General features: G+C 69.2%; 25 protein-coding genes and 1 pseudogene. 7 read left to right on the top strand and 19 right to left on the bottom strand.

All coding sequences use genetic code 11. From position 1 onward, the window contains the following. Positions 1-31: 31 nt before the first annotated feature. The 8 genes from ACTWQE_RS21465 to ACTWQE_RS21430 all read right to left on the bottom strand — a co-directional run bounded on the left by ACTWQE_RS21465 (position 32) and on the right by ACTWQE_RS21430 (position 5,039). A complete protein-coding gene (locus ACTWQE_RS21465) occupies positions 32-2,149 on the bottom strand; it encodes an FtsK/SpoIIIE domain-containing protein (protein WP_443330632.1) in 2,118 nt (705 codons plus the stop codon). A 103-nt stretch (positions 2,150-2,252) separates the two neighbouring features. Next, the gene (locus ACTWQE_RS21460) at positions 2,253-2,570 is read right to left on the bottom strand and encodes a hypothetical protein (RefSeq protein WP_443330631.1); all 318 of its coding nucleotides are present in this window, start codon (positions 2,568-2,570) and stop codon (positions 2,253-2,255) included. Positions 2,571-2,572: 2 nt separating this feature from the next. Next, a complete protein-coding gene (locus ACTWQE_RS21455; protein WP_443330630.1) occupies positions 2,573-2,917 on the bottom strand; it encodes an RRQRL motif-containing zinc-binding protein in 345 nt (114 codons plus the stop codon). After that, a complete protein-coding gene (locus tag ACTWQE_RS21450) occupies positions 2,917-3,777 on the bottom strand; it encodes a protein spdB (protein ID WP_443330629.1) in 861 nt (286 codons plus the stop codon). Before ACTWQE_RS21450 ends, ACTWQE_RS21455 begins: the two co-directional genes overlap by 1 nt. After that, a complete protein-coding gene (locus ACTWQE_RS21445; RefSeq protein WP_443330628.1) occupies positions 3,774-4,052 on the bottom strand; it encodes a DUF6303 family protein in 279 nt (92 codons plus the stop codon). Before ACTWQE_RS21445 ends, ACTWQE_RS21450 begins: the two co-directional genes overlap by 4 nt. Then, positions 4,049-4,495: a Pycsar system effector family protein gene (locus tag ACTWQE_RS21440; protein WP_443330627.1), complete on the bottom strand. Its 447-nt coding sequence runs from the start codon at positions 4,493-4,495 to the stop codon at positions 4,049-4,051. Before ACTWQE_RS21440 ends, ACTWQE_RS21445 begins: the two co-directional genes overlap by 4 nt. Then, positions 4,492-4,764, bottom strand: a complete 273-nt coding sequence (locus tag ACTWQE_RS21435; protein ID WP_443330626.1) for a DUF6284 family protein — start codon at positions 4,762-4,764, stop codon at positions 4,492-4,494. Before ACTWQE_RS21435 ends, ACTWQE_RS21440 begins: the two co-directional genes overlap by 4 nt. 95 nt (positions 4,765-4,859) lie before the next feature. Then, positions 4,860-5,039 (bottom strand): hypothetical protein, encoded by a 180-nt coding sequence (locus ACTWQE_RS21430; RefSeq protein WP_443330625.1) that lies wholly within the window; start codon positions 5,037-5,039, stop codon positions 4,860-4,862. 394 nt (positions 5,040-5,433) lie between these two features. On the opposite strand from ACTWQE_RS21430, the gene ACTWQE_RS21425 reads away from it, so the two are divergent. The 3 genes from ACTWQE_RS21425 (at position 5,434) to ACTWQE_RS21415 (ending at position 7,612) form a co-directional block, all read left to right on the top strand. Continuing rightward, entirely contained in the window at positions 5,434-6,192 is a 759-nt protein-coding gene (locus ACTWQE_RS21425; RefSeq protein WP_443330624.1) for a GntR family transcriptional regulator, read from the top strand. Beyond that, positions 6,189-6,890 carry an AAA family ATPase gene (locus ACTWQE_RS21420; RefSeq protein WP_443330623.1) on the top strand — a complete coding sequence of 234 codons (702 nt, stop codon included), beginning with the start codon at positions 6,189-6,191 and terminating at the stop codon, positions 6,888-6,890. The genes ACTWQE_RS21425 and ACTWQE_RS21420 overlap by 4 nt, the downstream gene beginning before the upstream one ends. A gap of 176 nt (positions 6,891-7,066) precedes the next feature. Then, on the top strand, positions 7,067-7,612 hold the full coding sequence (locus tag ACTWQE_RS21415; protein ID WP_443330622.1) for a hypothetical protein: 546 nt from the start codon (positions 7,067-7,069) through the stop codon (positions 7,610-7,612). A gap of 74 nt (positions 7,613-7,686) precedes the next feature. On the opposite strand, the gene ACTWQE_RS21410 is transcribed toward ACTWQE_RS21415, so the two are convergent. After that, positions 7,687-8,268: a hypothetical protein gene (locus ACTWQE_RS21410; RefSeq protein WP_443330621.1), complete on the bottom strand. Its 582-nt coding sequence runs from the start codon at positions 8,266-8,268 to the stop codon at positions 7,687-7,689. Between the two features lie 508 nt (positions 8,269-8,776). Then, on the bottom strand, positions 8,777-9,970 hold the full coding sequence (locus ACTWQE_RS21405; RefSeq protein ID WP_443330620.1) for an aminotransferase class I/II-fold pyridoxal phosphate-dependent enzyme: 1,194 nt from the start codon (positions 9,968-9,970) through the stop codon (positions 8,777-8,779). 291 nt (positions 9,971-10,261) lie between these two features. Between ACTWQE_RS21405 and ACTWQE_RS21400 the strand changes: the two genes are divergently transcribed. After that, positions 10,262-11,491, top strand: coding sequence for a hypothetical protein (locus ACTWQE_RS21400; RefSeq protein WP_443330619.1), 1,230 nt, complete (start codon positions 10,262-10,264; stop codon positions 11,489-11,491). Positions 11,492-11,533: 42 nt separating this feature from the next. Here the strand turns inward: ACTWQE_RS21400 and ACTWQE_RS21395 are convergent, their stop codons facing one another. Both ACTWQE_RS21395 and ACTWQE_RS21390 read right to left on the bottom strand, forming a co-directional pair. Then, positions 11,534-12,076 (bottom strand): YbjN domain-containing protein, encoded by a 543-nt coding sequence (locus ACTWQE_RS21395; protein ID WP_443330618.1) that lies wholly within the window; start codon positions 12,074-12,076, stop codon positions 11,534-11,536. A gap of 253 nt (positions 12,077-12,329) precedes the next feature. After that, on the bottom strand, positions 12,330-15,017 hold the full coding sequence (locus ACTWQE_RS21390) for an ATP-dependent Clp protease ATP-binding subunit (protein ID WP_443330617.1): 2,688 nt from the start codon (positions 15,015-15,017) through the stop codon (positions 12,330-12,332). A 110-nt stretch (positions 15,018-15,127) separates the two neighbouring features. Between ACTWQE_RS21390 and ACTWQE_RS21385 the strand changes: the two genes are divergently transcribed. Further along, positions 15,128-15,400, top strand: a complete 273-nt coding sequence (locus ACTWQE_RS21385) for a hypothetical protein (protein ID WP_443330616.1) — start codon at positions 15,128-15,130, stop codon at positions 15,398-15,400. A 75-nt stretch (positions 15,401-15,475) separates the two neighbouring features. Continuing rightward, positions 15,476-15,883: a pyridoxamine 5'-phosphate oxidase family protein gene (locus ACTWQE_RS21380; protein ID WP_443330615.1), complete on the top strand. Its 408-nt coding sequence runs from the start codon at positions 15,476-15,478 to the stop codon at positions 15,881-15,883. A 200-nt stretch (positions 15,884-16,083) separates the two neighbouring features. On the opposite strand, the gene ACTWQE_RS21375 is transcribed toward ACTWQE_RS21380, so the two are convergent. The 7 genes from ACTWQE_RS21375 to dnaK form a co-directional block, all read right to left on the bottom strand. Then, the gene (locus ACTWQE_RS21375) at positions 16,084-16,377 is read right to left on the bottom strand and encodes a hypothetical protein (RefSeq protein ID WP_443330614.1); all 294 of its coding nucleotides are present in this window, start codon (positions 16,375-16,377) and stop codon (positions 16,084-16,086) included. 6 nt (positions 16,378-16,383) lie between these two features. Further along, positions 16,384-16,743 carry a cupin domain-containing protein gene (locus ACTWQE_RS21370; protein WP_443330613.1) on the bottom strand — a complete coding sequence of 120 codons (360 nt, stop codon included), beginning with the start codon at positions 16,741-16,743 and terminating at the stop codon, positions 16,384-16,386. Between the two features lie 336 nt (positions 16,744-17,079). After that, the gene (locus ACTWQE_RS21365; RefSeq protein ID WP_443330612.1) at positions 17,080-17,637 is read right to left on the bottom strand and encodes an SRPBCC family protein; all 558 of its coding nucleotides are present in this window, start codon (positions 17,635-17,637) and stop codon (positions 17,080-17,082) included. 490 nt (positions 17,638-18,127) lie between these two features. Further along, positions 18,128-18,604: a heat shock protein transcriptional repressor HspR gene (locus tag ACTWQE_RS21360; RefSeq protein WP_443330611.1), complete on the bottom strand. Its 477-nt coding sequence runs from the start codon at positions 18,602-18,604 to the stop codon at positions 18,128-18,130. A 1-nt stretch (position 18,605) separates the two neighbouring features. Next, a complete protein-coding gene (gene dnaJ, locus ACTWQE_RS21355) occupies positions 18,606-19,790 on the bottom strand; it encodes a molecular chaperone DnaJ (protein ID WP_443330610.1) in 1,185 nt (394 codons plus the stop codon). A gap of 30 nt (positions 19,791-19,820) precedes the next feature. Then, a complete protein-coding gene (gene grpE, locus ACTWQE_RS21350; RefSeq protein ID WP_443330609.1) occupies positions 19,821-20,531 on the bottom strand; it encodes a nucleotide exchange factor GrpE in 711 nt (236 codons plus the stop codon). Further along, positions 20,528-22,384, bottom strand: a complete 1,857-nt coding sequence (gene dnaK, locus ACTWQE_RS21345; RefSeq protein WP_443330608.1) for a molecular chaperone DnaK — start codon at positions 22,382-22,384, stop codon at positions 20,528-20,530. The genes grpE and dnaK overlap by 4 nt, the downstream gene beginning before the upstream one ends. 322 nt (positions 22,385-22,706) lie before the next feature. On the opposite strand from dnaK, the pseudogene ACTWQE_RS21340 reads away from it, so the two are divergent. Then, positions 22,707-23,530 (top strand): annotated as a pseudogene (locus ACTWQE_RS21340) (Fe-S oxidoreductase); the annotation flags it as partial.

The raw sequence follows: 23,530 nt of genomic DNA, 5'->3' as shown, positions 1-23,530 counted from the left end.
CCTCCCTGACACGCCGGCGGTCGTCTCCCTGTCACTCGGCGGCGGAAGCGGAACCTGTGTCGTCGCGGTTGGTGAGCGCACGGGCGAGGCGGTCACGGCTGACGACCATGACGCCGTCGGACTTGTACGGCTCGGCTCCGGTGCCGTCCAGGACGCGCTTGAGGTCGATGAACGACCACCCGCCGTAGGCGTCCGCGTTGAGTGTGCCGAGCCGTGCCAGCACGTCCTTCGTGCGCACCCGCTCCGCCGTGCCGACCACGGCCGCGATGTCCGCGAGCGGGTCACGGTCCTGGTCGCGTTCGATTGCGTGCAGGGTGGTGACGCCGTCACGCAGGGCCTTGGCCCGGTCGGTGATGGCTTCGGCCGCGTCGTCGTCGATGTAGTGCGTGCGCACCGTGATGGACGACTGTCCGGCCGGGATGGTGATGCCGTCGGAGGCGACGACCAGGGTTCCCCGGTCCAGGCCCGGACGCAGCAGGTTCGGAGCCGCCCCGCCGTCGACGGCCTTGTCTCCCAGGGCCATGCGGGCCTGCGACTCGGTGCCCAGCGCGAGGGATGCGCGGGTGTGGGCGCCCTCGCGGACCAGCTTGGGAAGGTTCTCGTTGGTCGGGTCCTGAGTGCCCTGCCACATCAGCACGTTCACGGCCCGCCCCTGGTTGTGGATTTTGCGGACGGCCATGAAGTACCGGGAGTTGGCCTTCGACCCGCCATAGGGACGCTTGTCCTCGTCCTTGGCCGGGCACATGAACGCCACCTGTGCCTCGTCAACCAGCACGATCAGCGGCGGGAACACGGTGCCGGGCGGCGTCTGGATACGACGGTTCATCTCGTCGACCGCGCCCTCGACCATCTCGGTCACCTGGATCACGTGCTCATCCGTCGGACCCTGGATCAGGGTCGTGGCGAGCCCGTCGAACATGGCCCAGTCGCCCACGCCCTTGAGGTCACCCATGAGGAACTGCACCGACTTGTCCAGCGACAGCCACAGGGCCAGGGAGCGCAGGGCCACGGTCTTGCCCTGGTTCGACAGGCCCGTGATGAGTAGGTGGCGCTGATACAGGCTCAAGCTCGCAGCGTCCCCGCGCAGGTCCTGACCCCAGGGCGCCTTGCCTTTGGCGTAGTCGGCGGTCACCGTGTCGTCGGTGACCAGCGGAGACGGGCCGATCGGCTCATCCAGCGCCCCCGAGTCCGCGACCCACAGCCGCACCGTCCGCGCGGCCTGCGGGATGGTGATGAACACCTCGTGCTCGTGCCGGGTCAGGTTCTCGGCCAGCTTCCGGCGCTTGTTCTGCACCTCGTTGGTCGACACCCCGGAAGGAAGGGTCACGTCGACTTCCACGCCGCATCCGGCGATGGTGATCGGCCCGAGCATGCTCGCCCCCGCGTCGCCCATCTCTTTGATGGCATTCCGCAGCGCCGGCACTCCGAGGTCGCGCAGGGCCTTGACCACGATGGACGGCGTAATCGGCTCACCCTCACCGTTGCGGACGTTCGCTGGCAGTGCCCAGTTCGGGGCGGCCTGCTGCTTGCGGCCAACCGACCACAGGGCCAGCAGGGCGAGGAACGGGCCGATCGTGAGCGCCGGACCCCACACGATTTGCACGATCCGGATCAGCAGAGCCATGAAGTCGATGGTCGCCGACAGCGGGGTGACCACGTCCCCGACGTGGCCCGTGTTGAGGGCCATCACGACGCCAAGGGCGACCAGAATGCCAACGCTCATGCCGGCGCCGACAGCCACGCCCTTGGCGGCCTCCACGGGCGAGTGCAGGAGATCCATGCGGCGGTGATGGCGGGCGGCGCGGAAGCGCTGCAACCGCTCCTCCCACTCTTCCGCCGCTTCCAGGTTCCCCGCGGCTTCCGCCGCCCGGATCATGCGTTCGTAGCGGGAGCCGGTACGGCCGTCCCAGGTGCGGCGAGCCACGATCCGGCCGCCGTTGAGGGTGTAGAGGCTGTGCCGGGCCGCCGCGCGGACGGTGGCCCTGGTCGTCTCGTGCGTGGCAACGGTCTTGATGGCGTGTCCGGAGCGGACCCACAGCGGAACGGGCCGGGCCGGCGGTGCGTCGGGCACGACCGTGAGCACGGTGGGGGCGGTGTCGGGGGTCGGGGGGTCGGTGGGCTTGTGGAGGTGGACGACGTTCTCAGACATGCTGGAAGTTCTCCTGACTGCCCCCAGCAGGGGCGGGAGTAAGGGAGAGAGCCGGGGTGGCCGTGTCCGTGGAAAGTCCCGGCCACCCCGGCGTGATGGCTGGTCAGAACCAACCGGACGACTTCTTCTTGGCCTTTTCGCGGGCGGCCTCGGTCGTGAGTCGCTGCCGCTCGGCGTGCAGGGCGGTCAGCTCCGCGTTCAGCCGCATCTCGGCGGCGTTGCCGGTCGTGTCCATGCGCTGTTCGTCACGGCCCGCGCTACGCCCCCGGGCCACCTTGTAGGCGCCGCCGGCCAGGGCGCGGGCCATGGCCCGGCGCTCGCTGCCATTCAGCGGCCACCACTCGCCCCGGCGGACCGCTTCCAGCTTCTTCGTCGTCGTCTGGATCTCTCGGTCCAGGCGGCGGATGTCGGCGTTGCGCATGGTCAGACGCTCCTCGGAGAGTCGGAGGATTCGGGGTAGGCGCAGGGCGCGCAGGTGCCGAGCGAAGTGGGGATGACGTACCCCGCATCGCGGCACTGCGGGCAGATGCGGCGGGCGGCGTTCGCTTTCGCCAGCGCTGCCCACCGGCCCGGGGTCATCGGCCGCACGGGCTGGGCGAGGTCGACGCGGTAGAGGTAGGCGACCAGCGGTTCCCGGCGGCGGCGTGGCCGTTCGAGCTGCGCGGCCACCCCTTGACCTCCGGGCCGCAAACCGCGCGCCCTGAGTTGACGGCGGGTGGCGTAGCCGTCCGGGGCCAGGCGCCACCGGAACACCGGCAGCGCGCCCATCAGGCGACGCGCTTCCAGGCGGCCCGTAGGCGGACCTCGGATGCGGAGTGGCCGGCCGCGCGGAAGCGGGCCGCCATCTCCCGGTACGACAGGGCCGGGGTCTGGCTGTGACGGATGTCGTCGACCAAGACGTCAAGCGCATCGTCGGTGAGGGCGGGTACGGCTTCCAGCGCGGGTGCTCCGGTCGGCTCGCTCGGGCCCCACACCGGCAGTTCCCAGCGGGACGTGACGCCGGGTGTGACGGGGCTCGTCACGCTGGTCAGCGCCCTGCCGGTCTCCTCGCCCTGCCGGGCCGTTTCCAGCGTCGACCACGCCTGAGACAGCGTCTGCGCGGTCTTCGCCTGGACGTGGGCGACGCGGGCGCCGGCCGCCGTCACGGCCGTCAGCCGGGTCTCCTCGGTGGCCGCTTCCGCCCGCAGCCGGGCGCGGGCAACGGCCGCCTCATCGCGGGCTTCCTGCTGGATGCCCCGGATGGCGTCCAGCGCGTTCGGGGTGAGCGCGGTCCGCTCCCACATGCCGTGCACCAGCCACAGTGCCTTGGCCGCGATCGGCAGCCACGCCACGGCCAGCCACGCACCGGCAGAGTCCTCAGCGGTGAGCGCGTGGGCGACCAGAACGCCGGCGGCGATGAGGCCGAAGGACCAGCCGACGGCGGTCACGGTGCGGTTATGGTCGCCCTGCGCGGCCAGGCGGCGTTCGTAGGCGAGCGTGGCCAGCCATCCGCCGTCGATGCCCAGACCGACGACCACGGCCACCGGCCACGGCACGGCCGTGCCCAGCCACATCACGACCACGGCCAGGGTCAGCACCATGGACACGGCCGTCATCGCGACGGCCGGCAGAACGGTCTTCGCACTCATGCGGTAGCCCCGTCCTGCTCGCGCACGTCCACGGCCGCGATCAGGACGACCGGCGTGCTGTCGTCGTCGTGCTCCTGGCTGTCCTCGATCCAGGACCACTCCGCACCGGGTGCGACCTCGTAACCGAGGGAGGCCAGTGCCTCCCGACGCTGCGCCCCGGTGGGCACCGGGCCGGACTCCCACCGGACGGTGGGCCACTCGCTCTCGCCGTACAGGACGACGTACAGGCGCCACGGCCCGCCGTTGCTCGCCATCTGCGCGGTCAGCCTGTTCACAGCGCGCCTCCCGCCGTGAGTAGCGCGGCGAGGATGAGCAGCGCGCCGCCGGTCAGGGTGAGGTCGACCGCGCGGCGCAGGCACGTGAACTTGGCGACCGCGAGCCGGGACAGTCCGGCGATATCGGTGGCCAGATCCCGGGCGACGGCGGCGCCGATCTCGTCAGCGGTGAGCGTGGCCCACAGCGGGAAGCCGTGCCGGCCGCCAAGGTTCGGGCGCACCGACCGCAGCAGCAGACCGGCCGCCGCCACCAGCAGCACGAGACCGAGACCGCCCGCGACGACGGCGGGCACGGTCAGCGGCACGTCGCGAGCGACCGTCCAGGTACCGGCGAGCACCGCGCCGACGAACGCCAGCAGCAACGCAGTCTTCGTGTCCGTCCGCGCAATCTCCGCCTTCACCTCAGCGTGGGCGGCGGTCACGTTCCGGTCGATGGCGCTCACGCGGCACCCCCGGGAAGGCTCGCAACGGCCGCATTGAGGTTGAGCTGTGCGACCCTGGCGGCCAGCGCCCGGCGGCGGGCCCGGCGGATGCGCCGGGTGTCCATCTCGGTCGGGATGCGGTCCAGGGTGATGATCTGCGCATCCAGCAGCTCGATGTCCGCCCGGATGACGGGCATCTCCTGCTCGATCGCATCCAGCTCCGCGTCCGTCGGCTCCATGAAGTCGGCGAACGCGGTAACAGCGGCCTGAACAGTAACGATGTGGCTCATTGGGTCGTGTGTCCTCTCACAGGTGGACGGCCCGACAGCGCCCCTGGAGTTGCAGCTCCGGGGGCGCGCCGTTTGTGGATGAAGCAGGTCTGAGGTCAGGGGCGAAAGGCCCAGGAGATGAGGCTGCTGACGGCGTCGGTGCAGTCGGTGACCCGACCGGCCTCCAACTCGTCGGCCCGGTCCTCCATCTCCTTCGCGGCGGTGTCCTTGCCCCGGCGGCGCAGCACCTTCGCCACCTCGCGGTTCTTCGCGGCCTGTGACTTCATGCGGTCCATGAACAGTCCTCTCGGCTGGTGAAGCCCTCGCGGCTCCCCTCAGCGCTGCTCGTACGGGACGAGCAGCGGAGGCAACCGGCCGCCGCTGGAAAGCGGCGGTACGGCCGAGGTCTTGCTGTCTCCTTCGGGAACACGAGCTCCCGTTTGTAGGCGTATGGAGACGTTGGCCTTTCGGCCTAGCCATCCGGTTGACCAGGGATCCGGTCCCCTCGGCCCGCTCTGTCCCGGGCCCCTTGACCTTGAACGCGCCCTGCACCAGGGCGCCTTAAGGTCCCGCACCCGCTGTTCGGCCGAACCGACCGGCGGGCACATCCCTAAGGTTCCCTAGGGTTCCCTGCGGTGTCAAGCGGTAAGCTAGGGAACCTAAGGGCACTTAGACGAGGGAGCTGACGTAATGGCTGGTCAGGCCGACAATCGGGCGCCGTACGCACGTATTGCCGCCCACTATGCGGAGCTGATCGCCTCGGGTCAGCTACAGCCCGGAACGCTTCTACCGAGCATCAAGAAGCTCTCGGAGGAGTGGAACGTAAGCACCGCAACGGCGGAAAAGGCACTGCGCAAGCTGCGTAACGATGGCCTGGTCAGAGGGATTCACGGGATCGGGACCGAGGTCATGGACCTGCCGGCCCCGATGTCCTCCGGATCCCAGCGCCAGGACCGGGGCCGCCGCACCGGGTCGAGCTGGGGGTCTGGCGAGCGGTCCGACTCCCACCAGGCCGCTGTCGTGCCCGCCCCTACTGAGGTGGCTGAGGCCCTGGACATCGAGCCTGGTTCCGACGTGATCCGCCGACGCCGGGTCTACAGGGACCGACACGGCATCGTGGCGCACAGCACGTCCTGGATCCCTGCTCGGTACGCGAAGCTGATCCCCCAACTGACCATGAGCGAGCGCCTGACCGGGGGCACCTCACTCCAGCTCATCGCCGAGGCGACCGGCCACCCGATCAGCCATCGCATCGACACGGCCTCGGCACGCCTGCTCACAGCCGAGGACGCACAGCTTCTGGAGCTAGACCCCAGTGACCCGCCGACCGAACCAGTGGTCGTGATGACCGCTAAGTTCGTCAACAGCGAGGGAAGCATCGTGGAGTACGGCGTCGACCTAGGAGGTCCTGGTCGCACGTGGCGGACGGAATCGGAGGTTTCCTCGTGACGGTCATGGATGACACGCTCGCGAGTGTGCTCGAAGACCGCTTGGGCGCACTGCTTGCGGCTCGCAGGGCTGGCACAATCACGCCCGAAGCCGAACAAGAGATGGCCACGATCTTCGAGACCCTGACGAGCCCCATGTCCCCACGCCCACCGTTCTGCGTCCTGATGGCCGGCCTCCCCGGCTCCGGCAAGACCACGCTTTCCCGCACACTCACTGATCGCGGGTTCGTACGCCTGTGCCCGGATGAGGAGATGTACCGCCGCCATGGCGTGTATGGGGTCGACTTCCCGCGCGGCACTTTCCCGACCCTTGAGCGCCCGGTCCTTGAGGACATCGCGCTTGAGCTGCGCGAGCTACTCCTCGCGGGGCACGATGTGGTGGTTGACCACGGCTTTTGGACGCCGGACGACCGTGCCAAGTGGCGAGCCATCGCGACCGACGCCGGCGCCGCACCGATGCTGGTCTATCTCGAAGCAAGCCATGAGGAACTCTGGTCACGGATCAGCAAGCGCAATGAGGATCATGCGCACGATCCGAACGCGATCTACTTCTCCGAGAGCGACCTTCAGCGGTACCGCAACCGGTTCGTCCCTCCCGAGTCGGACGAACCGCACATCACGTACGCCGGCGATCCTGCAGCCGTGCTCTCGGCACTGGAGGCGGCCGCGCCCATCGACGAGACGTCACGGAAGGGCTGACGCCCCAGTCAGCGCATGCGTATTCATGCCCGTCCAGCACCGTTCACGGCGGTGCACTGCACGGGCCGAAGTGCGGGAATGAACGGGGATGAACGGCTCCGAATCAGGCCTTGACCAGGCCGAACAGATCTCGAAAGCGAATGTGGCCCAAGTATCCAGCGTCACACAGTAGCTTGATGGCTATGGACGCAGGCATGGCGGCTGTTCTTGGGGCCACCGCAGGGGCATTGGCGACGACCGGGGCTGCGATAGCCACCGGTTGGGCTTCACGAGAGCAAGCAAAGATCGCGGCGCGGGCCGAGCATCGCAGACAACGCAGGGAACCACGCCAGGAGATCTATAAGAGATTCATTGGAGCCGCGAACAACGCCGAATGGCACTTTGCGGCATTACCACTCCTGATCGCCGCTTTCGACAGGGATGAGCTGGAAGCTCAGGAACGCATTGGTCGATTCAGCGAAATGACCGACAGCATTCAGGAAACTTGGCTGGACGTTGTACTGGCGGGCCCAGCCGAAATAGCTCAGACAGCATCAGCGATAAAAGATGCGTGCCAAAGTCTTACCATATGCGCTCACGCATTTTCGGAAGGTGGCCACGCAAAGTCGATCCTTGAGCGCGACGCCAGAGCTTTCAGCAAGGAACTTTCCGAGAGTTTGGCAAGATTCATAGCTCAAGCACGAGATGCCCTGGACGATGATGGCAGTCGCCGACACCGTTGAGCACTAGGTCGTCGAGCCAGCGAGGTCCGCAACAAGCCGCATGGCGCGTCGTTTCCCTGATCGATACACCAACGTCACCCCGACACGAGCAACCCGATAGCCGCTACCGCTACTGCAGCCGCGAGAAACGCTACCCCAATGAGGACGCCGAATTTACGGCACTGAACTACCCGCGCTGCTTCGTCAATTACCTTCGCATCGACGATGTTATCGCGAACCGCGAGGCGGGGCTCTCCTTCCGTAAGCGCGGTGAATGTCACTGTCTGCCCCTTTTTTATCAACTCCGGCCCAAAGGAAATGGTGTTTCCCTGGGGTGCGAGAATTGCGAGGGTTCTACCCGTCACGGAAGTCACATCGAGCACGGGAGTGCTCAACTCGAACGTGAGGGGCCGCCCCTGATCAAAGTAGTCACTAGCCACTGCATGGCGACCGGTGTTCGTCAAGGATACAACCAATACATGGGGATTCTGCATGATGACGCCGTTGTGAGTGACGACAGTCCGACCGGAAGAAATGGAATTAGGGTTTATGAGCGGGTCGCGGCTATGTACCCGGTAGGAAAGTTGACGCTTTGGCGGAAGAATCGCCTCTCTCATGTAGTAGATCCCTATGACGCCGAATGTGAGAGTACATGCGAGAGCAATCACGTCGAACATTGCACTTCAACCCTCCCTGAACCCGGCCATGATCATGAAGGTCGTGCGGGGTAGTTCATGGCGATGCCCACCCTTCGGGCTGATACCAAGCGCTCGAAAAGCAGGATCAAGTCGGAAGCCACCGTCTGCGGGATGATGGCGTCCTACGCTCTCCCCGCGTACGTTTTATCAGTCTAAATCAGCAACTGCCTCCAAGGCTGTGGACTACTCGTGGACAGGTCACTCGTCATCGGTCCGGATGAGAGCGGGGCAGGTAGGCCACACGCCCTGCCCGGGTCCTCGGACGGCCCGCCACTTTGAGCGGGCTGGGCCGTCTGTGGGCCGTCCGAGGGCGGCCAACGACGACAGATGACGACAACCGACGACAGCACTCCCCCTGCTCAGCGACGGCGCCGTGGGTGCCGGCGCAGGTGCTCATCCGCGAAGGTGAGTTGAGGAAGTCCAGAGGTTCAGGGGCGGCCGGGCCCCGGCCTGCGCCCGGCCGCCCCCACGGTCCCCGCCCGCCGCGTCAGGTGGCACGCACCAGCTGGTCCACGGCCGTACGGATCGACTCCTCGCGCTTGCAGAAGGAGAACCGGACCAGCCAGGCCGGGGCCCCCGCCTCCAGATAGAAGGCCGAGGTGGGGATGGCCACGACCCCTGCGCGCTCGGGCAGTTCCCGGCAGAACTCCACGCCGTCGGCATACCCCCACGGCCGTACGTCCGCCTGTACGAAGTACCCGGCTTCCGCGCGGAAGGGGCGCAGCCCTGCCCGCGCCAGGCCGTCGGTCAGCAGATCGCGATGGTTCCGCAGGGTGGTGCGCAGCTCTCCGGCCCACTCCTCCACGGAACCGAGCATCCGGGCCAGCGCCTCCTGGTACGGGGTGCCGGAGGCGTACGTCAGAAACTGCTTCGCGGCCCCCACCGCGGCGACGAGCGGGGCCGGACCGCAGATCCAGCCGATCTTCCAGCCCGTGACGTTGAACGTCTTGCCCGCGGAGGAGATCGTCAGGGTGCGCTCACGCATCCCCGGCAGCGAGGCGATCGGCACATGGCGCGTACCGTCGTACGCCAGATGCTCGTAGACCTCGTCCGTGACGACGGTCAGATCGTGCTCCTGGCACACCTCGGCGATCACCGCCAGCTCGTCTGCGGTGAACACCTTGCCCGTGGGGTTGTGCGGGGTGTTCAGGATCAGCACCCGTGTCCGCGGGGACACCGCGGCGCGCAGCGCGTCGGCGTCGAGAGCGAAGCCGTCGCCGTCGAGGACCAGAGGTGCTCCGACGAGACGGGCGCCGGCCAGCCGGGCATCCGCCGCATAGGCGTCGTAGCACGGGTCGAAGGCGATGATCTCGTCGCCGGGGTCGCAGAAGGCCAGCAGCGCCGAAGCGAGCGCCTCCGTCGCACCCGTGGTGATCAGCACCTCCCCCTGCGGCCGGTAGTCCAGGCCGTAGCGCCGCAGCTGGTGCGCCGCGACGGCCTCACGCAGCGACGGAAAGCCGAGGGCCGGCGGGTACTGGTTGCTCCCCGCCAGCAGAGCGTCCGCCGCGTCCTTCAGCAGCGCGGGCGGGCTGTCCAGCTCCGGCACGCCCTGGCCGAGGTTCACGGCGCCCGTCCTCCGCGCCAGATCGGTCATCTCGGTGAAGATCGACGTACCCATGTCCCGGACGCGCGCCGCGGCGCCCCGGCCCGCCGTGCCCGCGGTGCTCCGCGTGCCGGCCATCCCCCTCGTATCCATGCGATCCCGCTTTCCCGAAGTAGTCCAGAGATCCGGCTTCACGATAGGCGTGCGGCGGGGGGAACGGTCCACGAACGGGCAGGCTCGGCCATCCCGCCGCCGCCCCGACGGGCTCGTATGCACCCGAGCGGGTGCACTTCCGCCCACCGTCGGGTGCGAGCGGTCGCGCTCGGCACAGGGTGCCGCGCAAGGTCGGTGATGCAGGGTCCTCCTCCCGAGCTCCTCCCGAGGGGCGGGTCCGCGTCCGCTTCACCGCGCCGCACCGGAGGTGCCCCCGTGTCCGCCGACACCCATGTGCCCGTACGCGCCCCGAGACCGCGGCCCGTACGGGTCCGGGCCGGTCTGATCCCACGGGCCCGCGGAGCGCTGTCGCGGGCCGCGCCCGCCCTCACGCTGTACGCGGCCGCCCGGCTCTCCGGCCTGGCGTTCATGACGCTCTGGGCCTGGCACACCGGGAAGCACCCGCGCAATCTGCTCGGCTTCTCCTGGGACTCCGTCTGGTACTCCCGGGTCGCCGAGCACGGCTACGGCACCATCGTGCACAGCGACGACCCCACCCGCCTCTACAGCGATCTGGCCTTCTTTCCCCTCTATCCGGCCGTGGTCCGGGCGGTCCGCGGCGTCCTCTCCCTCGGTTTCGTCAATGCCGGGCTGCTGGTGTCCTGGGCTGCGGCGGGCTGTGCGGCCTGGGGGATCTACGCGGTCGGCGAGCGGCTGCACGGGCGCCGGGCCGCCACTCTGCTCGTCCTGCTCTGGGGCGTGCTGCCGCACGCGGTCATCCAGTCGATGGCCTACACCGAGTCGCTGCTGACCGCCTTCGCGGCCTGGTCGCTGTACGCCGTGCTGAGCGGCCGCTGGCTGTGGGCCGGATCGCTCGCCGTGCTCGCCGGGCTCTCCCGGCCCAACGGCATCGCCGTCGCGGCCGCCGTCTCGCTCGCCGCCGCCTGGCAGATCGTCCAGCTGTGGCGGAACCGCGTCCCGGACAGCCTGTCGCTGCGGGCCCGCCAGGACTGGCGGCTGTGGGCGGGAGCGGTGATGGCGCCCCTCGGCTGGTGCGGTTACATCCTGTGGGTGGGCTGGCAGAAGGGCAGCCCGCTGTTCGGCTACTTCCGGGTCCAGCGCAAGTGGGGCTCGGAGTTCGACTTCGGCCGGGACGCCTGGACGTCCGTCCGCAATCTCGTCGTGGGCCGTGAGCACTTCACCTACTTCATGGTGGTCACCGTCGCCACGCTCGCGGTGCTGATGTTCGTCCTGCTGCTGCTGGACCGGCCGCCGCTCCCGCTGCTCGTCTACAGCGCCGTCCTGCTGGTCATCGCGCTCGGCGGGGCGCGCTACTTCTCCTCCAAACCGCGCTTCCTGCTCCCGGCCTTCCCGCTGCTGCTGCCGCTGGCCACCGGCATGGCAAGAGCCCGGCTGCGCACCGTCGCCGTGACGATCGGCGCGCTGGCCGGGCTCTCCTGCTGTTACGGCACGTACTTGCTCACGATCGCCACCTCGGCGCCCTGACGGGCCTCGCGGGGGCGGTCGGCGTGACGCCGCCGACGGGACTCAGTCCTCGCCGTCGTCGTCCTTCTTCTCGTCGGGGTCGGCGGACTCCACGTCCGCCTCCAGACCGAGCTGCTCCACGACCCACCTGTCGAACTCGATCGAGGCCCGTACCCAGCTGACGGTGCTGGACACGAAGTGCTCCAGGCTGACGCCGGTGCCGACCAGCATCTGCGCCTCGCCGATCAGGCGGACGGTGCCGTCGTCGTTGGTGTGGCTGTAGACCTTCGGCCACAGGGTGCGGCGGTTCCAGTCGTCGATCGACTCGAGCAGCTGGGGCTTGGACTCGATGGGGTGCGGACGGTCGTAGAAGGTACGGACCGAGAAGACTTCCTGCTCCTCCTCACCACGGAACATGAAGTACGTGCGGAACTGCTCCCACGGGGCGGCGAGGTCCCCCTCCTCGTCGACGACGTACTTCAGCTCCATCTGGTCGAGGAGCTGCTTGACCAGGTCCTGATCAGGGACGACGGGGCCCACCGGCCCCGACGGCTGCGGTTCGGGCTGGCCCCCGAAATTCGGAATCGAGGACGGGTCGATGCTCACCGTGGATTTCCCTTCGTACGGATTCTCCCATCCTCCCTCATGCCGGGCGGGGCCTGGCAACCCCTGCCGGACGGTCACCGGCACGGGCCGGAACGATCGGACCGTTCGGTGCAGTGCGAGGGCGGAACTGCCGCCCTCAGGGAGGGGGGCGGAACCGCCGCCCGGCGGGCCTGGAGCCGACCGGGCGGGCGGCGACGGGGCCGGGCCGGTCGGCCCGGTGCCGCGGTCGGCCGCAGTCACCGGGCCGCCGCGGTCACCTGACCGGCCGGACCGTGAGCGCCTTGCCGTCCAGGTCCACCCTGACCCGGTCGCCGTTGTGGACCTCTCCCGCCAGGATCTCCTTCGCCAGCTGGTCGCCGATCGCCGTCTGGACGAGGCGGCGCAGCGGCCGGGCGCCGTACACGACCTCCGGGCCGGGCTCCCCTCCGCCGTCCTCGGCGCCTCGCGGGTCGTAGCCGAGGTGGGCCAGCCACTCCAGCGCGGAGTCGGTGACATCGAGGGTGAGACGGCGGTCGGCGAGACGGCGCTGGAGATGGTCGATCTGGAGCTGGGCGATCCGCTTGAGCTGGTCGGCGCCGAGGGCGTGGAACACCACCAGGTCGTCGAGACGGTTGAGGAACTCCGGCCGGAAGGAGGCCCGTACGATCTCCATGACCTTCGCCCGCTTCTCCTCCTCGCTCAGCGCGGGGTCGACCAGATACGGCGAACCGAGGTTGGAGGTGAGGATCAGGATGGTGTTGCGGAAGTCGACCGTACGGCCCTGACCATCCGTTAGCCTTCCGTCGTCCAGCACCTGGAGCAGAATGTCGAAGACCTCGTGGTGCGCCTTCTCCACCTCGTCGAGCAGCACCACGCTGTACGGGCGCCGGCGGACGGCCTCCGTCAGCTGACCGCCCTCCTCGTAGCCGACATAGCCGGGCGGGGCGCCGACCAGCCGGGCCACGGAGTGCTTCTCGCCGTACTCGCTCATATCGATACGGACCATGGCCCGCTCGTCGTCGAAGAGGAAGTCGGCGAGCGCCTTGGCCAGCTCGGTCTTGCCGACGCCGGTCGGGCCGAGGAAGACGAAGGAGCCGGTGGGGCGGTCGGGGTCGGCGATCCCGGCGCGGGTACGGCGTACGGCGTCCGACACGGCCCGTACGGCCTCGGTCTGGCCGATCAGCCGCCTCCCGAGCTCGTCCTCCATCCGCAGCAGCTTCTCCGTCTCGCCCTCGAGGAGCCGCCCCGCGGGAATGCCGGTCCAGGAGGCGACGACATCCGCGATGTCGTCGGGGCCGACCTCCTCGCCGATCATGCCCTCCAGGGCCTGCTGCTCGGCGGTCGCCTCCTCCAGTTCCTTCCGGGTCTGCGGGATGACCTCGGAGCGGAGCCGGCCGGGGGTGACCCAGTCGCCGGTCTCGGGGGCCTTGCGCTCGGCGAGCTCGAGCTCGGTCTCAAGCTCGTCCAGGCGCTTCTTCAGGTCTCCGACCCGGGTGTGGATCTCCTTCTCGGCGTTCCAGCGGGCCCGCAGACCGCGCAGCTTCTCCTCCTTTTCGGCCCGGTCCTTGCGCAGCCGGTCCAGCCGCTCCCGCGCGTCCGGGGAGAGGTCCTTCTCGCGGTCCTGCTTCTTGCGGAACATCCGCTCGGACTCGGTGGACTGGGCCGCGAGCAGCGACTCCTCCTCCATGAGCAGCCGGTCGACGGCGCGCTGGAGTTCGTCGACCTCGACGGGCGAGGAGTCGATCTCCATCTGGAGCCGGGCGGCGGCCTCGTCGACGAGGTCGATGGCCTTGTCGGGGAGGAATCGGGAGGTGATGTAGCGGTCGGAGAGGGTGGCGGCGGCGACCAGCGCGGAGTCGGCGATGCGTACCCCGTGATGGGCCTCGTACCGGCCCTTGAGCCCGCGCAGGATCGCGATGGAGTCCTGGACGGACGGCTCGGCGACCAGCACCTGCTGGAAACGCCGCTCCAGCGCCGGGTCCTTCTCGATCCGCTCCCGGTACTCGTCGAGGGTGGTCGCGCCGACCATCCGCAGCTCACCGCGGGCGAGCATCGGCTTGAGCATATTGCCCGCGTCCATGGCGGAGTCGCCGCCCGCGCCCGCGCCGACGACCGTGTGCAGCTCGTCGATGAAGGTGATGATGCGGCCGTCGCTGGCCTTGATCTCGGCGAGGACCGTCTTGAGCCGCTCCTCGAACTCGCCGCGGTACTTCGCTCCGGCGACCATCGCGCCCAGGTCCAGCGCGACCAGCCGCTTGTTCTTCAGCGATTCGGGCACATCGCCCTTCACGACCCGCTGGGCGAGCCCTTCCACGACGGCGGTCTTGCCGACGCCGGGCTCACCGATGAGCACCGGGTTGTTCTTGGTACGGCGGGACAGCACCTGGATGACGCGCCGGATCTCCTGGTCCCGGCCGATCACCGGGTCGAGCTTGCCCTCACGGGCGAGAGCCGTGAAGTCGGTGCCGAACTTCTCCAGGGCCTTGTAGGTGCCCTCCGGGTCGGGCGTGGTCACGCGTCGTCCTCCGCGAGTGGTCTCGAAGGCGTCGAGCAGCCTCTCGGCGCCCGCACCCTGCTGGTCGAGCAGCTGCCCGGCCGGGCCGCCCTTGGCCGCGATCCCGATGAGCAGATGCTCGGTGGAGACATAGTCGTCGCCGAGCTCCTTGGCGCGCTGTGCCGCGTCGGCGACGACCGCGAGGAGCGTGCGGTCCGGCTCGGGCGGGGCGACCGTGGAGCCCTGCACGCTGGGCAGCCCCCCGAGCAGCCGCTCCGCACCGGACCGTACGGCGGCCTGGTCGGCCTCGACCGCGGCCAGCAGGTCCTGAAGGTTCTCGTTGTCCTGGCCCTCCAGCAGCGAGAGCAGCAGATGCACCGGGGTGATGTCGGGGTTTCCCGCGGACACGGCACGGCTGCCGGCGGCGGCGATGGCTTCCTGGCTCTTGTTGGTCAGCTCGGCATCCACGGGCGTGCACTCCTCCTCGTCCTGGTCACAGCGCTCCTGCCAGATTCGACCTGCATTAAGTTGAGTCTAACCAACTCAAGGCTACAGCAGGGTGCCTTCAAGGTGCTTTCATGGGACGATCAGCTCGGCATCTCCCCTCTCCCCACGCCTGCCCGGTCCGTGCCGCATCAGTGCCCGGCCGTGCCCGCGCCGTCCTCTTCCCGGTCGGCCGCGAGCAGACGGTGGATCACACGCTGGACCCGGGGACGAGCACAGCCCGCACCCGGATCCGCACCCTGATCGCCTCCGGGCCGGGCACCACCCCGCACGGCCCGGACATCCCCGCGCCGTCCCGTACCCGTGCTCGACCCCCGGCCAGGTCTCGTCAGCCGGCCGCCGGATAGGCACATGGTCCCGAGCAGCCGCCGCACCTGGCCCCCCAGGACCCGGCCCCGCAGCCCCTGGGTACCGTCGGGGGCATGGCCCTCGACCCCCGCGACCCCGGCCCGGAGTACCTCGCCTTCTGGCGCGAGCGTCATCTGTGCACGCTCACGACGCTCCGGCCGGACGGCAGCCCGCATGTGGCGCCGGTGGCCGTGACGTACGACCCCGAGGCCGGAGTCGCACGGGTGATCACCAACAAGAACAGCACCAAGGTGGCCAACATCCGGGCGGCGGCCGGGCCGGAGGGCGCACGCGTCGCCGTATGCCAAGTGGACCGGCGCCGCTGGGCGACGCTGGAGGGCCGGGCGACGGTTCGTACGGAAGCGGCCCCGATCGCGGACGCGGTCCGCCGCTACGCCGAGCGCTACGAGCGCACTCCCGGCCCCAATCCGGACCGGGTCCTCATCGAGATCACCGTCGACCGCGCCCTCGGGAAGACGTGACCCTCACGGCCCGCCCTCCGGCGGCCAGCGCACGCCACTGGCGGGCGTCGGGACGCCCAGACCGGCGTGTGCGGCATCTCGGCCCACAACCGGGCGCCACGACCGGCGCCTGCAAGAACTCGGCCGACGACCGGGCGCAACGGCCCGGCGCCTGTAGACCCGACAGGGCGCAACGGACCCGCGCCTGCCGGAGCTGATCCTCACGCCTGCTCTTCGATGACCTCCAGGTTGATGAACCGGGGCTCGCCGGTGCACAGCGCCCGGAACTGCTCGGCGACGCGCTGTGTCTCCGGCAGGTCGTTGTTGACCATCGCCTCCTCGTAGGAGGGGAACTCCACGATGTCGACGTAGTGGTGAGGGTTGTCGCGGTCCTGCGTGTGGGAGTCGCGCGTGAGCGTGCGCTTGCCCTCAGTGGCTTCCAGCCACTGGTTGAAGACGTCCTCCATCTCGTCTTCGCGGGTGGTCTCGTACTCGATGATCTGCACGAACGTCATTTACGATCAGTCCTTCTTGGCGAACGTTGCCGCTGTGCCGCCGGCGAAGTCGTACGCGACGACCGGCTCGTCGCTGATCACCCAGGCGTCGTGGCCGGGGGTCGCGACGTAGACGTCGCCGGGTCCGATCTCGCTCTCCGCGCCGTCATTCATCTGAATGCGCATCCGCCCCTGTACCACCATCGCGGTGTGGTGGATCTGGCAGCTCTCGGTCCCCGCGATGGGGCCCACGGATTCCGACCAGCGCCATCCCGGCTCGAGCGTGGCCACGGCGAAGTCCAGCCCGGTCAGGTGGAGAACTTCGAGGTGGCCCTGGGGAAAGTCACGCCGCTCATCCGGCTTCTCGATCGTCTTGACTTCCAACATGACGGTGCCTCCCTTGCCACACTTCCATCGTGCTCGCACCCCGCCCGCCCTCGCGACCGGGGGGCACACCTTGGCCGAGGCGGCACCAGGGCGTGTTTCAAAAGTGCCTCCCCCAGACTCCGTCCGGGTGGGGGTCCCCCCGCTCGAAGGCTGGGGGAGTGCCCCCACGCTGCGTTGTCGGGCTCGTCCGAGTACTCCCCTGGCCTTCGGCATGGGGGACCCCAGTACGAGGACGACCTGCCCCAGCCTCCGGTCGGGGGTACCCCCACCGCTTGCGATCGCACCACCAGACACCGCGGACCCCGCCCTTCGGGCGTACGGCGCGAAACACGCCCTCTAGCGATCCGAAGACGGAACCTGATGCGTGTCCACTGCCCTGTGAGGTGCGACGGTCCTGCGGGCCTGGCGAGCACGCAGGTGGCGCAGCAGTCGGACGTAGGGCGACCAGCGTGCGGGCCGTCGCACGGTCCCCGTCAGTGTCCGCTCAGCGTTGTCGAGGAGGTCCTCGATGACGGCATTGTGAATCGGGAGGCTCACGAGGAAGGCCAGCGCCGTGCGCTTACCGAGGATCCACCTCGGCCGGCCTTCCAGGACATGCCGCATACGCACCCGCCCTGGGCCCGCGGGTTCCACCTCGGCGTAATGGACGCCGTCGAGAGGGGAATCGGGGGCGAACCGGAAGCGCACGCGACGACCGGGCTCGTATTCCTCGACGTGGTACCGGACCTTCGCGTGACCGCCTGACGCGCCCACAGCCAGCGGCCCGTCCAGCTGAAGAGCGGGCCAGACCGTGCGCGGCCACAGTGTGTCCTGCGGCGAGCCCAGGCCGTCGAGCAGTCGGCCGGCCTGCTCGAGGGACCCCCTGATCACCCGTTCGTGAACGTTTCGCACCACAGCCCGGTCCCCCTGCTTCCGTACGCACTCGTATGGTTTCTCTACCGTACAGGTGGCCGGGCACGGAGACAGCGACGGCCCGGAGTACCCCCACCGGGCGAGGCAGCAGCACAGCCAGGCAACTCCCCTTCTGCGTCGGCGAGTTGCACCCGACCGTGATCCAGTCGACTCAGCGGCGCTCGCCGACGGACCCCAGGGCAGGCCGGTGGTCCAGCGGGGAGTTCCGACGGCAGGGCCGCCGCGGACTGGCAGGCGTCGTCGGTCGGCATCGGCGCGGGTCACCGCTCCCCGGCCCCCGATCGTGGAGACGGTGCGGTTTCCGGGGTCCGGGGCGTACAGCGGCCCGGCCTCGGCCGCCGCGTCCGCGAGCCGGGCGGTGGTCGCCCCGGTCTTCGCGCGCGCCGGCACCGCGGACGACCCCCCTCCGAGAGATTCGGAGGGGGGTCGTCCGCACAGGCACGGGCCGCCCGGAAACGCCGGGCCCAGGAAACTAGTCGGAACTCTTCCGCTTGGGGCGCCAGACGACCAGCGCGCTGGTCTGCTGGACGTCCTGATACGGCACCAGGTCCCGCCGGTACGAGGCGTGTACTGCGGCCTCGCGCTGCTGCATGGCCGCCGCGGCCCCCTCCACCGCCTGCTGGAGCTCGGCGACGCGCTGCTGCAACGCCGTCACCTGGTTCTCCAGTTCGATGATGCGCTTGATACCGGCGAGGTTGATGCCCTCGTCCTGGGAGAGCTGCTGCACCTGGCGGAGCAGCTCGATGTCCCGGGCCGAGTAGCGCCGGCCGCGGCCGGCCGTGCGGTCCGGGGAGACCAGGCCCAGCCGGTCGTACTGGCGCAGGGTCTGCGGATGCAGGCCGGACAGCTGTGCCGCGACCGAGATGACGTAGACGGGGGACTCGTCGGTCAGCTCGTACGGGTTACGGCTCCTGCCGCCCCTGCCTCCGGGAAATCCTCGGCCGTCCATCTCATGCTCCCTTCGCGGCCTGGAAGAGCTCCGCCCGCGGGTCCTCGCCCGCCGTGGCCTCGGCGAAGGCCTCCAGGGCTTCCTTCGCCTTCCCGCCGAGGTCCTTGGGGACGGCGACCTCCACCGTGACCAGCAGATCGCCACGGGTGCCGTCCTTGCGCAGCGCGCCCTTCCCGCGGGCGCGCATGGTCCGCCCGTTGGGCGTGCCGGCCGGCAGCTTGAGCGTGACCGGCGGGCCGCCAAGGGTGGGCACCTTGACCTCGCCGCCGAGCGCCGCCTCCGGGTAGGTGACGGGCACGGTGACGGTGAGATTGTCGCCCTTGCGCCCGAAGACCGGGTGCGAGTCGACGTTCACGACCACGTACAGATCGCCGTTGGGGCCGCCCCGTTCGCCCGGGGCGCCCTTGCCGCGCAGCCGGATGCGCTGGCCGTCGGCCACCCCGGCGGGAATCCGGACCTGCATGGTGCGGGAGCTGGTGGCGCGCCCGCTGCCCTTGCAGACCTCGCACGGGTCCTGGGCGATCAGGCCGCGTCCGCGGCAGTCCACACACGGGTCGGTGAGCGAGAAGCCGCCACCGCCGCCGCGGCTGACCTGGCCGGTGCCGACACAGGTCGGACACACCCGAGGAGTACCGTTTCTGTCGCCGGTGCCCGAACAGGCCTTGCACGCCGCTGAGCTGGACATCCGCAGCGGGACCGTGGCCCCGTCGACCGCCTCGGTGAAGCTGAGCGTCACCTCGGACTCGATGTCCTGGCCGCGGCGCGGCTGAGTGCGGGTGCCGGGGCCCCCGCGGTTGAACAGGCCCCCGAAGACATCACCGAGACCGCCGCCGAAGCCGCCCGCGCCGCCCGCGCCTCCGCCCTGGGCGCCTCCGAAGAGGTCACCCAGGTCGAAGTTGAAGCCGCCGGGGCCGCCCGCGCCCGGTCCGGCACGGAAGCCTCCGTTGCCGAACAGGGCACGCGCCTCGTCGTACTCCTTGCGGCGCTTGGAGTCGGCCAGGACGTCGTTGGCCTCGGAGATCTCCTTGAAGCGCTCCTCGGCCCTGGCGTCGCCCTTGTTGGCGTCCGGGTGGTACTCGCGGGCGAGCTTCCGGTACGCCTTCTTGATCTCCGCCTCGGTGGCGTCCTTGGGGACGCCGAGGACCTTGTAGAGGTCCTTCTCCAGCAAGTCCCTGCTCAGGCTCATCCCCGACGCCCCTCCTCTCCTGCTGCCGCGTCAGCCCTCGTCCGGGCCACCGCTCTCCTCGTCCGCCGACGCCCCGTCACCTTCGGCGCCGCCCTTGGGCTGCGCGCCGGGCTGCGGCTCGGCGACCGCGACCCGCGCGGGGCGAATCGTTCGCTCGCCGATGCGATACCCCGGCTGCAGGATCGACACGCACGTGGTCTCGGTGACGTCCGGCGCGTAACTGTGCATCAGGGCTTCATGGATCAGCGGGTCGAAGGGCTCGCCCTCCTTGCCGAACTGCTGCAGCCCCATCTTGGCGGCCGTGCCCTCCAGCGATTCGGCGACGGACTTGAAGCCGCCCACCAGCTCGCCGTGTTCGCGCGCCCGGCCGATGTCGTCGAGCACCGGAAGCAGTTCGGTCAGAAGATTCGCCGCGGCGATCTCCTTGACCGTTATCCGGTCCCGCTCGACCCGGCGGCGGTAGTTCTGGTACTCGGCCTGGAGCCGCTGGAGGTCCGCCGTGCGCTCATTGAGCGCCATCCGCACCTGGTCCAGCTGTGCCTGCAGGCCCACTGTCTGCAGCTCGTCCCCGGCCTGGGCCGCCGGGCCCGCCTGGTCGGCGGACCCGTCGGCCTTCGCCGCACCGTCCTGGCCCTGAGCGTTCGGGCCGGACGCCGCGGAGGCAGGTCCCTCGTCACCGAAGGAGGGCGAGGAGGGAGGGACGTCGGGCTGCTCGTCGAAGCCCGGGGTCTCCTCCGTCACGCGGCACCACCCTTCGGCTTCTCCTCGTCGACGATCTCGGCGTCGACGACGTCGTCGTCCTGGGCCTTCGCCTGGCCGTCACCCTCGGGGCCGGCACCGTCCGCGCCCGCGCCGTCCGCCTGGGCGTTGGCGTACATCGCCTGGCCCAGCTTCTGGCTGACGGCCGCGACCTTCTCGGTCGCGGTGCGGATCTCGGCGGTGTCCTCGCCCTTCAGCTTCTCCTTGAGGTCGTCGACCGCGGTCTCGACCTCGGTCTTGACGTCACCCGGGACCTTCTCCTCGTTGTCCTTGAGGAACTTCTCGGTCTGGTAGACGAGCTGCTCGGCCTGGTTGCGGGTCTCGGCGGCCTCGCGGCGCTTGTGGTCCTCCTCCGCGTACTGCTCGGCCTCGCGCATCATGCGGTCGATGTCGTCCTTCGGCAGCGCGGAGCCACCGGTGACGGTCATCCGCTGCTCCTTGCCCGTGCCGAGGTCCTTCGCGGCGACGTGCATGATGCCGTTGGCGTCGATGTCGAAGGTGACCTCGACCTGCGGGACACCGCGCGGGGCCGGCGGCAGACCGGTCAGCTCGAACATTCCGAGCTTCTTGTTGTACGCCGCGATCTCGCGCTCGCCCTGGTAGACCTGGATCTGCACCGACGGCTGGTTGTCCTCGGCCGTGGTGAAGATCTCGGAGCGCTTGGTCGGGATCGTGGTGTTGCGCTCGATCAGCTTCGTCATGATGCCGCCCTTGGTCTCGATACCGAGGGACAGCGGGGTGACGTCGAGCAGCAGGACGTCCTTGACCTCGCCCTTGAGGACACCGGCCTGGAGGGCCGCGCCGATGGCGACGACCTCGTCCGGGTTGACGCCCTTGTTGGCCTCCTTGCCGTCGGTCAGCTCACGGACGAGCTCGGCGACGGCCGGCATACGGGTCGAGCCACCGACGAGGACCACGTGGTCGATCTCGGACAGCTGGATGTTCGCGTCCTTGATGACGTTGTGGAACGGAGTCTTGCAGCGCTCGAGCAGGTCGGAGGTGAGCTGCTGGAACTGGGCGCGGGTGAGCTTCTCGTCCAGGTGCAGCGGGCCCTCGGCGGACGCCGTGATGTACGGCAGGTTGATCGTGGTCTCGGTCGACGAGGACAGCTCGATCTTCGCCTTCTCAGCGGCCTCGCGGAGGCGCTGGAGGGCCATCTTGTCCTTGGACAGGTCGACGCCGTGACCGTTGGAGAACTGCTTGACCAGGTAGTCGACCACGCGCTGGTCCCAGTCGTCACCGCCGAGGTGGTTGTCACCGTTGGTGGCCTTGACCTCCACCACGCCGTCGCCGATCTCGAGCAGCGAGACGTCGAAGGTGCCGCCGCCGAGGTCGAAGACCAGAATGGTCTGGTCGTCCTTCTCCAGCCCGTAGGCGAGGGCGGCCGCGGTCGGCTCGTTGACAATGCGCAGAACGTTGAGGCCCGCGATCTCGCCGGCCTCCTTGGTGGCCTGGCGCTCGGAGTCGTTGAAGTACGCCGGGACGGTGATGACCGCGTCCGCGACCTTCTCGCCGAGGTAGGACTCCGCATCCCGCTTCAGCTTCTGCAGAATGAACGCGGAGATCTGCTGCGGGTTGAAGTCCTTGCCATCCAGGTCGATCTTCCAGTCCGTGCCCATGTGGCGCTTGACGGACCGGATCGTCCTGTCGACGTTGGTGACTGCCTGGCGCTTCGCGACCTCGCCGACCAGCACCTCGCCGTTCTTGGCGAAGGCGACAACGGACGGCGTGGTCCTGGCGCCCTCGGCGTTGGTGATGACGGTGGGCTCACCGCCTTCGAGAACACTGACGACGGAGTTCGTCGTACCCAGGTCGATGCCGACCGCACGTGCCATGATCGCTTCCTCCAGCTGACTTGAGTGGAACAGACTCAAGCGTGCATGATCCCAATTTTCCTGTCAACAGACCTGAGCCGACCGCGCTCAAGTCTTATGCCGGATCCCCTGTCACCGCGGACGCTCGGCCGACGGGAAGGGTTGCCTGGGCGACACAGATCACCGAGTGGGCGACTTCATGCGGCCTGCCATCCTGGGTAATGTCAGTCGAACGGGAAAAGTGACCGCTTAGTAAGATGGAGTCCCCGGGCGCGAGGCCGCGCGGCCCCACTACCCGCCCCGTCCCGCCCCAGAAGCTCTCGCAGGTCCGAGGAGCCCTCACATGCAACTCGCCGCGATCATCGTGTCGCTGGTTCTCACAGCGGTCGGCGTGGCGATCGCCGGCCGAGCCTTCGCGCAGATCTACCGGTTCGTCAGGCTCGGCCAGCCGGTCCCGGCCGGCAGCCGTACCGATGAACCCAAGCAGCGCACGATCACCCTGGCCAAGGAGTTCGTCGGCCACACCCGGATGAACCGCTGGGGCGTGGTCGGAGTGGCGCACTGGTTCGTCGCCGTCGGCTTCCTCACCCTCGGTCTGACGATCGTCACCGCCTACGGCCAGCTCTTCCAGGCCGACTGGACCCTGCCGGTGCTCGGCGGCTTCCTGCCCTACGAGATGTACACCGAGTTCATCGCCCTGGCGACGACCGTCGGCATCCTCGTCCTCATCGCGATCCGGCTGATGAACCTGCCCACCCGGGCCGGCCGCAAGTCGCGCTTCGCGGGCTCGAAGGCCTGGCAGGCGTACTTCGTCGAGTACGTCATCCTCACGATCGGCGTCTGCATCCTGGCGCTGCGCGGGCTCGAGGGCGCCCTGCACCACGTCGGCCACTACGAGGCCGCGTACTTCGCCTCGTACCCGCTGACCGCCGCCTTCGACGGGCTCAGCACCGAGGTTCTGCAGAACCTCGTCTACCTCTTCGCGATGATCAAGCTCGGGGTTACGATGACCTGGGCGATCGTCATCGGTCTCAACACCAACATGGGTGTGGCCTGGCACCGTTTCCTGGCCTTCCCCAACATCTGGTTCAAGCGCGAGGCCGACGGCGACGTCGCCCTCGGCGAACTCCAGCCGATGGTCTCCGGCGGCAAGCCCATCGACTTCGA

Origin of the sequence: Streptomyces sp. 8N706, from assembly GCF_052245415.1 — a bacterium.
Taxonomy (GTDB): domain Bacteria; phylum Actinomycetota; class Actinomycetes; order Streptomycetales; family Streptomycetaceae; genus Streptomyces.
The sequence above is the reverse complement of the archived record's forward strand: the minus strand, read 5'-3'. Positions and strand labels throughout refer to the sequence as shown.